At 72.0% G+C, this 13,667-nt stretch carries 12 protein-coding genes; 5 read left to right on the forward strand and 7 right to left on the reverse strand.

Translation table 11 applies throughout. The features are described 5' to 3' along the window. Positions 1 to 111: 111 nt before the first annotated feature. Entirely contained in the window at positions 112 to 1,563 is a 1,452-nt protein-coding gene (locus ABT232_RS07890; protein ID WP_351837384.1) for a cytosine permease, read from the forward strand. On the opposite strand, the gene ABT232_RS07895 is transcribed toward ABT232_RS07890, so the two are convergent. Both ABT232_RS07895 and ABT232_RS07900 read right to left on the reverse strand, forming a co-directional pair. After that, entirely contained in the window at positions 1,560 to 2,648 is a 1,089-nt protein-coding gene (locus tag ABT232_RS07895; RefSeq protein ID WP_351837386.1) for a branched-chain amino acid aminotransferase, read from the reverse strand. The genes ABT232_RS07890 and ABT232_RS07895 overlap by 4 nt on opposite strands. Positions 2,649 to 2,899: 251 nt before the next feature. Next, positions 2,900 to 3,952: a 3-isopropylmalate dehydrogenase gene (locus tag ABT232_RS07900; protein ID WP_351837388.1), complete on the reverse strand. Its 1,053-nt coding sequence runs from the start codon at positions 3,950 to 3,952 to the stop codon at positions 2,900 to 2,902. Between the two features lie 139 nt (positions 3,953 to 4,091). Here ABT232_RS07900 and ABT232_RS07905 point away from each other — a divergent pair, with 139 nt between their 5' ends. Next, entirely contained in the window at positions 4,092 to 5,669 is a 1,578-nt protein-coding gene (locus ABT232_RS07905; protein ID WP_351837444.1) for a purple acid phosphatase family protein, read from the forward strand. 7 nt (positions 5,670 to 5,676) lie between these two features. Here ABT232_RS07905 and ABT232_RS07910 read toward each other — a convergent pair whose 3' ends face one another. Then, positions 5,677 to 5,808: a hypothetical protein gene (locus tag ABT232_RS07910; RefSeq protein WP_351837391.1), complete on the reverse strand. Its 132-nt coding sequence runs from the start codon at positions 5,806 to 5,808 to the stop codon at positions 5,677 to 5,679. Between the two features lie 304 nt (positions 5,809 to 6,112). Further along, positions 6,113 to 6,646 carry a GNAT family N-acetyltransferase gene (locus ABT232_RS07915; RefSeq protein ID WP_351837394.1) on the reverse strand — a complete coding sequence of 178 codons (534 nt, stop codon included), beginning with the start codon at positions 6,644 to 6,646 and terminating at the stop codon, positions 6,113 to 6,115. A gap of 85 nt (positions 6,647 to 6,731) precedes the next feature. Between ABT232_RS07915 and ABT232_RS07920 the strand changes: the two genes are divergently transcribed. Continuing rightward, positions 6,732 to 7,313, forward strand: coding sequence for a GNAT family N-acetyltransferase (locus tag ABT232_RS07920; RefSeq protein WP_351837397.1), 582 nt, complete (start codon positions 6,732 to 6,734; stop codon positions 7,311 to 7,313). A 10-nt stretch (positions 7,314 to 7,323) separates the two neighbouring features. On the opposite strand, the gene pruA is transcribed toward ABT232_RS07920, so the two are convergent. Next, the gene (gene pruA, locus ABT232_RS07925) at positions 7,324 to 8,955 is read right to left on the reverse strand and encodes an L-glutamate gamma-semialdehyde dehydrogenase (RefSeq protein WP_351837400.1); all 1,632 of its coding nucleotides are present in this window, start codon (positions 8,953 to 8,955) and stop codon (positions 7,324 to 7,326) included. Positions 8,956 to 9,002: 47 nt separating this feature from the next. Next, the gene (locus tag ABT232_RS07930) at positions 9,003 to 9,929 is read right to left on the reverse strand and encodes a proline dehydrogenase family protein (RefSeq protein ID WP_351837403.1); all 927 of its coding nucleotides are present in this window, start codon (positions 9,927 to 9,929) and stop codon (positions 9,003 to 9,005) included. 133 nt (positions 9,930 to 10,062) lie between these two features. On the opposite strand from ABT232_RS07930, the gene ABT232_RS07935 reads away from it, so the two are divergent. Next, entirely contained in the window at positions 10,063 to 11,259 is a 1,197-nt protein-coding gene (locus tag ABT232_RS07935) for a PucR family transcriptional regulator (RefSeq protein WP_351837406.1), read from the forward strand. A gap of 40 nt (positions 11,260 to 11,299) precedes the next feature. On the opposite strand, the gene ABT232_RS07940 is transcribed toward ABT232_RS07935, so the two are convergent. Next, positions 11,300 to 11,878, reverse strand: coding sequence for a TetR/AcrR family transcriptional regulator (locus ABT232_RS07940; protein WP_351837409.1), 579 nt, complete (start codon positions 11,876 to 11,878; stop codon positions 11,300 to 11,302). 109 nt (positions 11,879 to 11,987) lie between these two features. Here ABT232_RS07940 and ABT232_RS07945 point away from each other — a divergent pair, with 109 nt between their 5' ends. Then, positions 11,988 to 13,514 (forward strand): MFS transporter, encoded by a 1,527-nt coding sequence (locus tag ABT232_RS07945; RefSeq protein ID WP_351837411.1) that lies wholly within the window; start codon positions 11,988 to 11,990, stop codon positions 13,512 to 13,514. Positions 13,515 to 13,667: the final 153 nt, after the last annotated feature.

The following is a 13,667-nucleotide window of genomic DNA, read 5'->3' on the forward strand; positions in this document are numbered from 1 at the left end:
AGCATCACTCTAAACGGCAGATTCACGCAACCGAAACATTGACGCATGAGCTTGAGACACGTCACATTGAGCGCCACTCAAACTGTCAGGCGGCGTCGAAGGAGACCAGCCATGCCGATGGAACAGCGCGGAGTCGACACCATCCCCGAGGAGGAACGCACCAGCACGCCCCGTGACCTGGTGTCGATCCTGCTCGGCTCCAATCTCTGCCTCGGGGTGATCGTCTTCGGCTGGCTGCCGCCCTCCTTCGGACTGGGCTGGTGGGCATCGGTCGGCGCGATCGTGGCCGGCACCCTGGTCGGCATCGCCTTCACCGCCCCGCTGGCGCTGATCTCGCTGCGCACCGCCACCAACCTCTCGACCTCCTCCGGCGCCCAGTTCGGGGTGCGCGGCCGGCTGGTCGGCTCGGTGGTCGGCCTGCTGCTGGCCCTCGGCTACACCGCGCTGACGGTGTGGATCGGCGGCGATGTGACGGTCGCCGTGCTGGGCCGGATGTTCGGCCTGCCCGCCGGCGAGCCGTCGTACGTCCTGGTCTACGGGCTGCTGGCCGCGGCGACCGTCGCGGGCGCCGTCTACGGCTACCGGGTGCTGCTCGCCATGTCCCGCGTCCTCGCGATCGGCATGACGGCCCTGCTCGTCCTCGGAGTGATCGCCTACGCCCCGGACTTCACCACGAGCGCGCTCCCGGAGGCCGGCGGCTATCTGCTGGGCGGGTTCTGGCCGACCTGGCTGCTGGCGGCGGTGGCCGCGGGCCTGTCCGGGCCGGTCGCCTTCATCACCCTGCTCGGCGACTACACCCGCTACATCTCCCCCGCCCGCCACTCCTCGCGCACGGTGCTGCGGGCGACCTGGCTCGGCCTGCTCCTCGGTCTGCTGGTGCCGCAGCTGTTCGGCACCTTCACCTCGTACGCGGCCCGCGCGGCCCTGGACTACGCCGGCCCGCTCGCCGACGCCGCCCCCGCCTGGTACCTGCTGCCGCTGCTGATCGCCGCCTCGGCCGGATCGGTGGGCAACGCGGGTCTGATGCTCTACTCGATGGGCCTCGACCTGGACGCCATCCTGCCGCGGCTGTCACGGGCGCGGGCCACCTGCGCGGTCGCCGTCGTCGCCACGGCCTGCGTCTTCGCCGGCCACTTCGCCCTGGCGGCGCAGACGGCGATGACGTCGTTCGTGCTGCTGCTGACCGCGATCGGCACGCCGTGGGCGGTCATCACCCTCATCGGCTTCGTCCGCTGCGGCGGGGTGTACGACGCGGACGCGCTCCAGGTGTTCAACCGGCGGGCGCGCGGCGGGATCTACTGGTACACGGCCGGCTGGAACGTCCCGGCCGCGGTGTCCTGGGCGCTGGGCGCCGTCGTCGGCGTGCTCGCCGTGTCCCTGCCGTCGTACGAGGGCCCGCTGCTGGCGCTGACCGGCGGCGTGGACGTGAGCTTCCTGCTGTCGGGGGCGGTGGGCGCGGTGGCGTACCTGCTGCTGACCGGCCGGACGAAGCGGAACCGGGCGGACAAGGGGACGGCCGCCGCGGAGCAGGAGCCCGCGACGGCCGTCACCACGACCGGCTAGCCGAGCCTGTGCATCCAGCCGTGCCGGTCCTCCGCCGTGCCGCGCTGGATGTCGAGGAGGGCCTGGCGCAGCTTGAGAGTGACCTCGCCGGGCTCTCCGCCGCCCTGCTTCCACTCCGCGCTCGCCCGCTTGACCGTGCCGACCGGCGTGATCACCGCGGCGGTGCCGCAGGCGAAGACCTCGGTGAGGCTGCCGTTCTCGGAGTCCCGCTGCCACTGCTCGACGGAGACCCGGCCCTCCTCGGCCTCGAAGCCGAGGTCACGGGCGACCGCGAGCAGCGAGTCGCGGGTGACGCCCTCCAGGATGGAGCCGGTGAGGGTGGGCGTGACGATCTTGTCGCCGTACACGAAGTACAGGTTCATGCCGCCCAGTTCCTCGACCCACCGGTGCTCCACGGCGTCGAGGTAGCAGACCTGGTCGCAGCCCTTGGCCGCGGCCTCGGCCTGGGCGAGCAGGGACGCCGCGTAGTTGCCGCCGGTCTTGGCGTCACCCATGCCGCCGGGGACGGCGCGCACGCGGTCCTCGGAGACCCAGATGGAGACCGGCTTCACGCCGCCGGGGAAGTACGCGCCGGCCGGGGAGGCGATGACGAGGAACAGGTACTCGTTGGCCGGCTTGACGCCGAGCCCGACCTCGGTGGCGATCATGAACGGGCGCAGGTAGAGGGACTCCTCGCCGCCGTGCGCCGGCACCCACGCCTTGTCCTGCTGGACCAGCAGGTCACAGGCCTCGACGAAGGTCTCGACGGGCAGCTCCGGCATGGCCAGCCGGCGCGCGGAGCGCTGGAAGCGCAGGGCGTTCTGGTCCGGGCGGAAGGTGGCGACGGAGCCGTCGGGCTGGCGGTAGGCCTTGAGCCCCTCGAAGATCTCCTGCGCGTAGTGCAGGACCGTGGTGGCCGGGTCGAGGGGGATCGGCGCGTACGGCACGAGCTGGCCGTCGTGCCAGCCGCGGCCTTCGGTCCACTTGATCGTCACCATGTGGTCGGTGAAGTGGCGGCCGAATCCGGGGCTGGTGAGGATCGCCTCGCGCTCCGTGTCGGAGAGCGGGTTGGCCGAGGGCTTCAGCTCGATCGTGGGCGTCGTCATGAGTGGTTGTCCTTCACCGGTTGTAGTGACGGGCCGCTTTCACGCCCGCACGGCCGGTGGCCAGTGTCAGGACGTCCGAGCTTTCCCTCATTCCGCGGCTCCGCGTTCGATTATCGCGCGCGTGGGACAGCGGAAGAAACAGGGTGAAGGCGGCCCAGGGGTCGATGGTGGCACCCGGCGGGGACACGGGGAAGCCGCCGGGTGCCCTGGGGGCCCGGCGGCTTCGAAAACGTTCGATCGGCGCGCCGGGGTCAGCCGGCTACTCGCCCGGCGAGCGCGTCGCCGATCTCCGAGGTGGAGCGGGCGGGCTTGCCCACCCGGTCGGCGAGGTCGGCGGCGACCGCTTCCTCGATCCGGGCGGCCTCCGCCTCGTGGCCGAGGTGGCGCAGCAGCAGGGCGACGGACAGCACCGTCGCGCTGGGGTCGGCCTTGCCCTGGCCGGCGATGTCGGGCGCGGAGCCGTGCACCGGCTCGAACATCGAGGGGAACTCGCCGGAGGGGTTGATGTTCCCGCTCGCGGCGACGCCGATGCCGCCGGAGACGGCCGCGGCGAGGTCGGTGATGATGTCGCCGAAGAGGTTGTCGGTGACGATCACGTCGAACCGCTCGGGCTGGGTGACCAGGAAGATGGTCGCCGCGTCGACGTGGATGTACTCGGTGGTGACCTCGGGGTACTCCTCGGCCACCTTGTTGAAGATGTTGGTCCACAGGTGACCGGCGAAGGTCAGCACGTTGTTCTTGTGGACCAGGGTGAGCTTCTTGCGCGGGCGGGCCTGGGCGCGGGCGAAGGCGTCACGCACGACGCGCTCGACACCGAAGGCCGTGTTCACGGAGACCTCGGTGGCCACCTCGTGCTCGGTGCCCTTGCGGATGGTGCCGCCGTTGCCGGTGTACGGGCCCTCGGTGCCCTCGCGGACGACCACGAAGTCGATCTCCGGCTGGCCGGCGAGCGGCGTGGCGACGCCCGGCAGCAGCTTGGAGGGCCGCAGGTTGACGTGGTGGTCGAAGGCGAAGCGGAGCTTGAGCAGGAAGCCGCGCTCCAGGACGCCGGACGGCACGCTCGGGTCGCCGATCGCGCCGAGCAGGATGGCGTCGTGCTTCTTGAGGGCGTCGAGGTCGGCGTCGGTGAGGGTCTCACCGGTCGCGTGGTAGCGCTTGGCGCCGAAGTCGTAGTCCTTCGTCTCCAGCTTCACATCCTGCGGAAGGACGGCGGAGAGGACCTTCAGGCCTTCGGCCACGACCTCCTGGCCGATGCCGTCACCGGGAATCACTGCGAGATTGATGCTGCGAGAGCTTGCCGACATGCCGAGCACCCTACTCCCCGTCCCATGGGATGACACGCACCGTCCGCGATACGGACACACCGAGCCGTCGATCCCCGTTCACCCGAAGGTGGCACGGGTGTTGGCACAGGTGTCGGCCCGCGCGGGGAGGTTCACCGGCATGGAGATCCCCGACTTCGGCATCCCGGCACGGCTCGCCGACCGGATGACCATGGCCGAGCAGCACGAGTACCTGCGCACCCGGCTCACCCGGCGCCGCACGCTGGTGACGGCCGGAGCGGTGGCGGGCGGACTGCTCACCGGCTGCTCCGACCGGGGCACGACGGCGGCCGCGACGGCCACGACCGCCGCCGGCGGCCCGTCCCCGGCGACCTCCCGCGCCCCGGGCTCCGCCGTCGTCCCGTTCGGCCGCCATCTCGCCCTCGGCGCCGACCCGCGCACCCGGATGCGGATCTCCTGGCAGCTGCCGGCCGCGGTGCGCCGGCCGTACGTGCGCATCGGGACCCGCCCCGACCAGTTGGGCGGCCGGGTGGCGGCGGAGCTGCGCGCCCTGCACACCCCCGAACTGGCCGGCGTGCGCGCGGCGGTCGAGCAGTACTACGTGCACGCCGCCCTGGACGGCCTGCTGCCCGGCACGACGTACTACTACGGCGTCGGCCACGAGGGCCGCGACCCGGCCGCCCCCGAGCACCGCGCCGGCCTCGGCACCTTCCGCACCGCGCCCGCGAAGTCCGAGCGGTTCGTGTTCACGGCCTTCGGCGACCAGGGCGTCGGCGAGGCGGCCGCCGCCAACAACGCGCTGCTGCTGCGCCAGGACCCCGCCTTCCATCTGCACGCGGGCGACATCTGCTACGCCAACCCGACCGGCCGGGGCGAGCGCTCGGACACCTACGACGCCGGCCACTGGGACCTGTATCTGCGGCAGACCGAGCCGGTGGCGCGGTCGGTGCCGTGGATGGTGACCACCGGCAACCACGACATGGAGGCCTGGTACTCGCCGGAGGGCTACGGCGGCCAGTGGGCCCGCTGGTCGCTGCCGGACAACGGCTTCGACCCGCGCCGGGCGCCGGGCGTGTACGCGTTCACCTACGGCAACGTCGGCGTGGTGGCGCTGGACGCCAACGACGTGTCGTACGAGATCCCCGCCAACCGCGGCTACAGCGAGGGCCGTCAGACGGCCTGGCTGGACAAGAAGCTGCGCGAGCTGCGCGCCGACCAGGGCGTCGACTTCGTGGTCGTCTTCTTCCACCACTGCGCCTACTCCACCTCCTCGCACGCCTCCGACGGCGGCGTGCGCGCGGAGTGGCTGCCGCTGTTCGCCGAGCACCAGGTGGACCTGGTGATCAACGGGCACAACCACGTCTACGAGCGCACCGACGCCGTCCGCGACGGCACGGTGGGCAGGCCGGTGCCGATCGGCGGGTCGACGGACCCGACACGCGACGGGATCGTGTACGTGACCGCGGGCGGCGGCGGCAAGGAGCTGTACGGCTTCCCGGCGGGGGTCGCCGAGAGCTACGAGGGGAAGGTCGCCGACCGGGAGGCCGTGCCGACGTTCCACTGGACGCGGTCGCGGCGGGCGCGGCAGGAGACGGTGGAGTGGTCGCGGGTGCGCTACCGCGGGTTCTCGTTCCTCGTGGTGGAGGCGGAGGGCGGGGCCGCCCCACGGCTCACGGTGTCGGCGCTGGCCGGCAACGGCGAGCGGATCGACCACTTCGAGGTGCGCAGGGGCGGTTGAGGGTTCCTCAGTGGCCGGTGGAGCCGCCGTTGTCCCGGCGGTCGAGGGCGCGCTGGAGGGCGGCGGCGGCGTTCTGACGGTCGGTCTCCGTCGTACGGGAGACGCGGCGGACTCGGCGGCGGACGGTCGTCTCGGCCATGGGGAATCGACTCCTTCGGCAGACCTGGAGTACGGAAAGGGGGTTGCGAGACGCCGGAGGGCGCGGAGCTGCGGTGCCGCAGGGGTTGCCTGCACGGGCCCGGCTCACGAGCGCCAGTCACTCGGTCGAGCGAGACGTTCGGCTCCTACAAAAGTAGGTGAGGACGGAGCGTCTGTCTCCACAATTACTCGGACTTCCTACTATCTGAGACGGTGGAGTGGGCCACACCGACCTGACCTGCGCTTTTCCTCGCGGAGCGGCAGAGGAGCGGCAGAGGAGGGTCAGAGGCACCGGCAGAGGAGCGTCAGAGGACGTCGCCGTCCCGCCAGTCGAAGACCAGCTCCGCGCCCGGGTCCAGGGCGGCGGCCGGCACCGGCCACACGAAGGTGCTGCCCTCCTCGTCGGGCAACCGGACGATGCCGTCCGGGCCGAGCGCGTGGATCCGCCCGCCCCACACCCGCCAGCCGCGGGCGGTGTAGAGCGCGGCGCCGGTGTCGCTGGCGGAGAGCGCGCCGAGGTCGTAGGCGCGGGTGATGATCCGCTCCAGGGCGGCCATCACCGCGCCGCCGAGCCCGCGGCGCCGCGCATCGTGCCGTACGGCGACGCCCTCGACGTAGCCGACGCGCAGCCACCGCTGTCCGAACCGGACCCGCCGCATCACCACCGCGCCGTGCGCGACCAGTCCTCGCTCGTCGTGGACCAGCGCGTGCACGCCGCCGAGGGTGTGGTCCCAGTCCTCGTCGGCGAAGTCGCCGTCGAAGGCGTCGTGCAGGAAGGAGCGGACGGCGGCGAGTTCGGCGGGGGTGAGGTCGGCGGTGTGCGCGGTGCGGACGGTCATGGCGCCAGTATCGCCAGCCCTGCGGGCCCCGCTCCCCCGGTTTTATTCGGTCGCCCGGCGCGATACGGCCCCTTACGGTGACGCGATGCCCGAACTGCGCACCGAACGCCTGCTGCTCCGCTCCTGGCGGGACTCCGATCTGGCCCCGTGGGCCGCGCTCAACGCCGATCCGGAGGTGCGCCGGTATCTGCCGGGCGTGCCGACCCGCGAGCAGACCGATGCCGCCGCCGCCCGCTTCCAGGCCGATCTGGACGGCCGGGGCTGGGGGTTCTGGGCGGTGGAGGTGCGGCGGACCGGCGAGTTCATCGGCTTCACCGGCCTGGACCCGGTGGAGGAGGACCAGCCCTTCACCGGTGTGGAGGCCGGCTGGCGGCTGGCCCGCTCCGCCTGGGGCCACGGCTACGCCACCGAGGCGGCCCGCGCGGTACTGGCCCACGGCTTCACCGCGCTGGACCTGCCGGAGATCCTCGCCGTCACCGCGGCCGGCAATCTGCGCTCGCGGGCCGTCATGGAACGCCTGGGCATGACCCGCGACCCGGCCGACGACTTCGACGACCCGGCCGTCCCCGAGGGACCGCTGCGGCGCTGCGTCCTGTACCGCGGGACGGCCGACGGGGCGGACACGGGAACGGGCCGGGTCCCGTGGGGGAACCCGGCCCGTTCGTGATCCTTGGGGATCAGCCCATGTGCGGGTAGGTGTAGTCGGTCGGCGGGACCAGCGTCTCCTTGATCGCGCGGGTCAGCGTCCAGCGCGTCAGGTTCTGCGGGGCACCGGCCTTGTCGTTGGTGCCCGAGGCACGGCCGCCGCCGAAGGGCTGCTGGCCGACGACGGCGCCGGTCGACTTGTCGTTGATGTAGAAGTTGCCGGCCGCGTAGCGCAGCTTGTCCATGGTGTACGCGGTGGCCGCGCGGTCGCTGGAGATGACCGAGCCGGTGAGGGCGTAGTCGGAGGCGGACTCCATCTGGGTCAGCATCTCCTCGTACTTGTCGTCCTCGTAGACGTGCACGGCGAGGATCGGGCCGAAGTACTCGGTCGTGAAGACCTCGTTCTCCGGGTCGGTGCACTCGATGACGGTCGGGCGGACGAAGTAGCCGACCGAGTCGTCGTAGGAGCCGCCGGCGACGATCGTGCAGGCCGGGTCGTTCTTCGCGCGGTCGATGGCGGCCTTGTTCTTGGCGAAGGACCGCTCGTCGATGACGGCGCCGATGAAGTTCGACAGGTCGGTGACGTCACCCATGGTGAGGTAGTCGACCTCGGCGGCGAACTCCTCCTTGAAGCCGTCGTTCCAGATGGACGCCGGGATGTAGGCGCGCGAGGTCGCGGAACACTTCTGGCCCTGGTACTCGAAGGCACCGCGGGTCAGGGCGGTCTTCAGGATCGCGCGGTCGGCGCTCGGGTGGGCGACGACGAAGTCCTTGCCGCCGGTCTCGCCGACCAGACGCGGGTAGGAGCGGTACTTCTCGATGTTGGCGCCGACCGTCTTCCACAGGTACTGGAAGGTCTTGGTCGAGCCGGTGAAGTGGATGCCGGCGAGGTCGCGGTGGTTCAGGGCCACCTCGGAGACCTCGAGGCCGTCACCGGTGACGAGGTTGATGACGCCCTTGGGCAGGCCCGCCTCCTCCAGCAGCTGCATCAGCAGCACGGCGGCGTGGGTCTGCGTCGGGGACGGCTTCCACACGACGACGTTGCCCATCAGCGCGGGCGCGGTCGGCAGGTTGCCCGCGATCGCCGTGAAGTTGAACGGCGTGATCGCGTAGACGAAGCCCTCCAGCGGGCGGTGGTCCAGGCGGTTCCACACGCCCGGCGAGTTCGCCGGCGGCTGCTCGGCCAGGATCTGGCGGGCGTAGTGGACGTTGAAGCGCCAGAAGTCGACCAGCTCGCAGGGGGTGTCGATCTCGGCCTGCTGGGCGGTCTTGGACTGGCCGAGCATGGTGGAGGCGGCCAGCGTCTCGCGCCACGGGCCGGCCAGCAGCTCGGCGGCGCGCAGGATGATCGCCGCGCGGTCGTCGAAGGACATCGCGCGCCAGGCCGGCGCGGCGGCCAGGGCCGCGTCGATGGCGTCCCGGGCGTCCTGCTGGGTGGCGTTGCGGTAGGTGCCGAGGACGGCCTTGTGGTTGTGCGGCTGCACGACCTGGAAGGCGTCGCCGCCGCCCATCCGCTTCTCGCCGCCGATGGTCATCGGCAGGTCGATCGGGCTCTCGGCCAGTTCCTTGAGCTTGACCTCCAGGCGGGCGCGCTCGGGCGAGCCGGGGGCGTAGCCGTGCACCGGCTCGTTGACGGGGGTGGGGACCTGGGTCACAGCGTCCATGGGTTCCGTAACTCCTTACTGAGCGGTGTTGCGAGCGGGGTGCGGGCTCAGCCCTTGCTGACCATCGAGCGGAGGAAGAACCGCAGGTTGGCGGGCTTCTCCGCGAGGCGGCGCATGAAGTAGCCGTACCAGTCGGTGCCGTAGGCGGTGTAGACGCGCATACGGTGGCCCTCGGCGGCCAGCCGCAGGTGCTCGTCGCCGCGGATGCCGTACAGCATCTGGAACTCGTACTCGTCGAGCTTGCGCCCGGCGCGCCGGGCCAGCTCCTGGGCGATGGAGATCAGACGCGGGTCGTGGGACCCGATCATCGGGTAGCCCTCGCCGTCCATCAGGATCTTCAGGATGCGCACGTACGCCTTGTCGATCTCCTGCTTCTGCTGGTGGGCGACCTCGGCGGGCTCCTTGTACGCGCCCTTCACGAGGCGCACCCGGCTGCCGTTCGCGGCGAGGCGGCGGGCGTCGTCCTCGGTGCGGAACAGGTAGGCCTGGATGACGCAGCCGGTCTGCGGGAAGTCCTTCCGCAGCTCGTCGTGGATGGCGAACATCGAGTCGAGGGTGGTGTGGTCCTCGGCGTCCAGCGTGACCGTGGTGCCGATCGCGGCGGCGGCCTCGACGACCGGGCGGACGTTGGCGAGGGCCAGCTCGTGACCGCCCTCCAGCGCCTGGCCGAACATGGACAGCTTGACGGACATCTCGACGCGCTCGCCGAGCTCCAGCTCCTTGAGCCGCTCGATCAGCTCCAGGTAGGCGTCGCGGGCCGCGGTGGCCTGCTCGGGGGTGGTGATGTCCTCGCCGACGACGTCCATCGTCAGCTCCAGGCCCTGGGCCGTGCGGTCCTTGATGATCGGCACGATGTCGCCGACGGTCTCACCCGGGATGAAGCGGTCGACGACCTGCTTGGTCACCGGGGCCGCCGAGATCAGGCGTCGCATCCGGTCGCTGCGCGACGCGGCGAGAATCACGGGACCCAGCACGGGGCACCTCCACTTACCAAAAGAACAAGCTCAGCCACCGTGAAACCTAAGGATCCCTCCGATCCTGGGCCATCGACAGCTGTCACGCATCCCTGCCGGAGATCTCAGACAGATGTATGAAGGCCGCGTGGGAATGCGGCAGAATGCCCGGGTGACGTCGGATTCCGGATCGTTCAAAAACGTGGGTGACTACCAGGAGCTGGTCGACGAGATCTCGGAACTCCTGGGCGCCCCGGCGACGCTGGAGAACCGCGACTTCGAGCTGATCGCCTTCGGGGCGTACGACGACGAGGGCGAGCTGGACGCCTCGGCGCTGGACCCGGTGCGCACCCGCTCGATCCTCACCCGGCGTTCCACCGCCGCCGTCCGCGCCTGGTTCGAGGGTTTCGGCATTACCCGGGCGACCGGCCCGGTCCGCATCCCGCCCACCCCGGAGGCGGGCGTCTACCGGGGCCGGATCTGCCTGCCGGTACGCCACCGGGGAGTCGTCCTCGGCTACGTCTGGCTGCTGGAGGACGACCCCGGCCCGACCGAACCGCAGCTCACCGCCGCCATGGCGGTCACCGGCCGGATCGGGGCGCTGCTCGCCGACGAGGCGCAGCACGGCGCCGACCTCACCCGGGAGCTGCGGGCGGTGCTGACCGCCGAGCGCAGCTGGCAGCGGGACATGGCGGTGGCCGCCCTGCGCACCGCGCTCGGCGCCCGCGGCGAGGGCCCGCACGCGGTGGTGTGCGTCGCGCCCTGGCCGTCGGCGGACCCGGACGACGCCCCCTCGGCGCGGGCCGTCCCGCACACGACCGCGCTGTGCACGGTCCCGTGGGGCACCACCGGGCAGAGCCTGGCCGCGCTGGTCCGGCTGCGCTCGGCGGACGTCACCGCGCCCGCGCTGAGCACGGCGAACCGGCTGCTGCGGGAGGGCGCCCGCGCGGCCGGCCTGAGCGAGCCCCGTACCGGCCTCGCCGAGCTGGGCACCTCCTGGCAGGAGGCGTCCGCCGCGGCCCGCGCCGCCCTCGCGGAGCCCCGGCTCGGCCCGGTCGCCGAGTGGGCGCGCATCGGCCCGTACCGCCTGCTGACCGCCCTGCCCCCGGACGCCGCCCACGACCCGGCCGTCGCCCCGCTGCTCTCCCCCGCCCACCACGAACTGGCCCGCACCGCCGAGGTCTACCTGGACCGCGCCGGCCAGGCCGGCCGCACCGCCGCCGAACTCGGCATCCACCGCCAGACCCTCTACTACCGCCTGTCCCGCGTCGAACAACTGACCGGCCTGGACCTCGACGACGGCGAGGACCGCCTCCTGCTGCACATGGCCCTCAAGGGGGCACGACTGTGAGGTGCGGGGAGTCGCGCGGGGCGCCCCTCGGCGTGACCGATCAGCTCTTCACGACCCCCGCGATCACCCGCCGCAGCCCCTCCGCCAGCCGGTCCGCGTCCGGGGCGGTCTTCGGGTCGAAGGTCCACTGGGCGATGACGCCCGTCATCAGGGTCACCAGGAACTGGCCGAGGGTGTCCGCGGTCTCGTCGTCGACGTCGTCCTCGGTGCCGCCCATCAGCAGCGGGACGAGTCCGCGTCCGGCCTCGCGCTGAGCCCGCGCCAGCAGGTCGCGGATCTCGGGCATCTGATCGCCCATCACCACGATCTCCATGCTCAGGTGCCAGATCGAGCCGGGCTCCCGCATGGTGGCGATGATGTTGGCCCACACCGCGCGGAACCGTTCCAGCGAGCCGGGCTCCCCGGCCAGGTCGCCGCTCCCCTCGAAGGCGTCGCCCATCGTCTCGACCAGCGCCACGTAGGCCTGCGCCAGCAGGGCGTCCTTGGAGCCGTAGTGGTAGCCGATCGACGCCAGGTTGGTCCCGGACTCCTTGACGATGTCCCGCGCCGTCGTGCGCGCGAATCCCTTGGCGAGCAGGCAGCGCTTGGCGCCTTCGAGCAGATCTTCACGGTGTCCCATGCGGTCAGCGTATCGCCGCGCTAGACGAACGTCCCATACGCCCGTCTTGGACAAGTGACCTATACAGTCGTACTAGACAGGCGTTTAATACGCTCGTACAGTCCCTGTCATGACGACGAACCTCGCGGGCCGCCGCGAATGGACCGCCCTCGGCGTGCTGATGCTTCCGCTGCTGCTGGTCTCCATGGACGTCTCCGTCCTGTACTTCGCGATCCCGGCGATCAACGCCGACCTCGACCCCACCGGCACCCAGCAGCTGTGGATCTTCGACATCTACGCGTTCGTGCTGGCCGGCCTGCTGATGACGATGGGCTCGCTGGGCGACCGCATCGGCCGCCGCCGGCTGCTGCTGATCGGCGCCGCCGCCTTCGGCGCCGCCTCCCTGGCGGCGGCGTACGCGCAGAGCGCCGAGATGCTGATCGCGGCCCGCGCGGTGCTCGGCATCGGCGGGGCGACCCTGATGCCGTCGACGCTCGGCATGATCCGCGCGCTCTTCACCGATCCGGGCCAACGGGCCAAGGCGATCGCGCTCTGGTCGGGGGTGATGACGGCGGGCGTGGCCCTCGGCTCGGTGCTGAGCGGGGTGCTGGTGGAGTTCTTCTGGTGGGGCTCGGTCTTCCTCGTCAACCTGCCCGCCATGGCCCTGCTGCTGGTGCTCGGCCCGGTCCTGCTCCCGGAGTACCGCGACCCCGCCTCCGGCCGCTACGACTGGCTCGGCGTCCCGCTGTCCCTCGCCGCCGTCCTGCCCGTGGTCTACGGCCTGAAGGAGATCCCCTCCGAGGGCTGGAACGTCCGCTACGTCGTCGCGATCACCGTCGGACTGCTCTTCGCGGCCCTGTTCGCACACCGCCAGCGCACCACCGCGTCCCCGATGATCTCGCCCGCGCTCTTCCGCGGCCGGGGCTTCGCACCCGCCGTCGCCCTCAACCTGCTCTCCGCGTTCGGCATGATGGGCTCGGCGTTCTTCACCACGCAGTACCTGCAGTCGGTGCTCGGCAAGAGCGCGCTGGAGGCCGCCCTGTGGGCACTGCTGCCGTCGGTGCCGATCGGTCTCGCGGCGCCGCTGGCGACGGGGCTCGTCCAGCGCGGCGTGCACCGCGCCCGGGTCGTCACCGCCGGCTTCCTGGTCGCCGCGAGCGGTTACGCGCTGCTCGCCACCGCCGGTACGGACGCGATGGCGCTGGTGCTGACCGCGTGCGGGGTGCTCGCCTCGGGGATCGTGATGGTGATGTCGCAGCTGATGGACCTGGCCATCGGCGCCGCCCCGGCCGAGCGCGCCGGCGCGGCCTCCTCACTGCTGGAGACCGGCACCGAGTTCGGCGGCGCCCTCGGCATGGCCGTCCTCGGCTCCATCGGCACGGCCGTCTACCGGCACGGCATCCCCGCCGCGGCCCCCGCCCCGGCCCACGAGACCCTGGCCGGCGCGCTGGCCGTCGCCGACCGGCTCCCCGGCGGCGCCGGGGACGCGCTGGCGGCCCTCGCCCGGGAGGCCTTCACGGACGGGATGCGCGCGGCGGCCGTCGCCGGAGCGGTGCTGCTGGCCGGAGCGGCGGCCCTGGCCGCGGTCACACTGCGCCGGATCACGGTCCGGGAACCGGCGGAGGCGGACGAGAAGAAGGCTCCGGTCTGCGTCTGAGCGCGGGCCGCACACAGGAGCGCCGGACGGGCGTCCAGCCCGTCCGGCGCTTCGTGGTGGAAAGGACAGACAACACGGGTTAGGAAAGCGCCGCCGTCGCGCCCGACTCCGACGCCCCCAGCGCCAACACCCCCGCCGGCCCCCAGGCGTCCA

Origin of the sequence: Streptomyces sp. NPDC001532, from assembly GCF_040298625.1 — a bacterium.
Classification (GTDB): domain Bacteria; phylum Actinomycetota; class Actinomycetes; order Streptomycetales; family Streptomycetaceae; genus Streptomyces.

What these genes read in the sequence shown, in the direction of transcription:
- ABT232_RS07890 (WP_351837384.1), top strand. Translation starts at nt 112, where the DNA reads ATGCCGATGGAACAGCGCGGAGTCGACACCATCCCCGAGGAGGAACGC.
- ABT232_RS07895 (WP_351837386.1), bottom strand. Translation starts at nt 2,648, where the DNA reads ATGACGACGCCCACGATCGAGCTGAAGCCCTCGGCCAACCCGCTCTCC.
- ABT232_RS07900 (WP_351837388.1), bottom strand. Translation starts at nt 3,952, where the DNA reads ATGTCGGCAAGCTCTCGCAGCATCAATCTCGCAGTGATTCCCGGTGAC.
- ABT232_RS07905 (WP_351837444.1), top strand. Translation starts at nt 4,092, where the DNA reads ATGGAGATCCCCGACTTCGGCATCCCGGCACGGCTCGCCGACCGGATG.
- ABT232_RS07910 (WP_351837391.1), bottom strand. Translation starts at nt 5,808, where the DNA reads ATGGCCGAGACGACCGTCCGCCGCCGAGTCCGCCGCGTCTCCCGTACG.
- ABT232_RS07915 (WP_351837394.1), bottom strand. Translation starts at nt 6,646, where the DNA reads ATGACCGTCCGCACCGCGCACACCGCCGACCTCACCCCCGCCGAACTC.
- ABT232_RS07920 (WP_351837397.1), top strand. Translation starts at nt 6,732, where the DNA reads ATGCCCGAACTGCGCACCGAACGCCTGCTGCTCCGCTCCTGGCGGGAC.
- pruA (WP_351837400.1), bottom strand. Translation starts at nt 8,955, where the DNA reads ATGGACGCTGTGACCCAGGTCCCCACCCCCGTCAACGAGCCGGTGCAC.
- ABT232_RS07935 (WP_351837406.1), top strand. Translation starts at nt 10,063, where the DNA reads ATGCGGCAGAATGCCCGGGTGACGTCGGATTCCGGATCGTTCAAAAAC.
- ABT232_RS07940 (WP_351837409.1), bottom strand. Translation starts at nt 11,878, where the DNA reads ATGGGACACCGTGAAGATCTGCTCGAAGGCGCCAAGCGCTGCCTGCTC.
- ABT232_RS07945 (WP_351837411.1), top strand. Translation starts at nt 11,988, where the DNA reads ATGACGACGAACCTCGCGGGCCGCCGCGAATGGACCGCCCTCGGCGTG.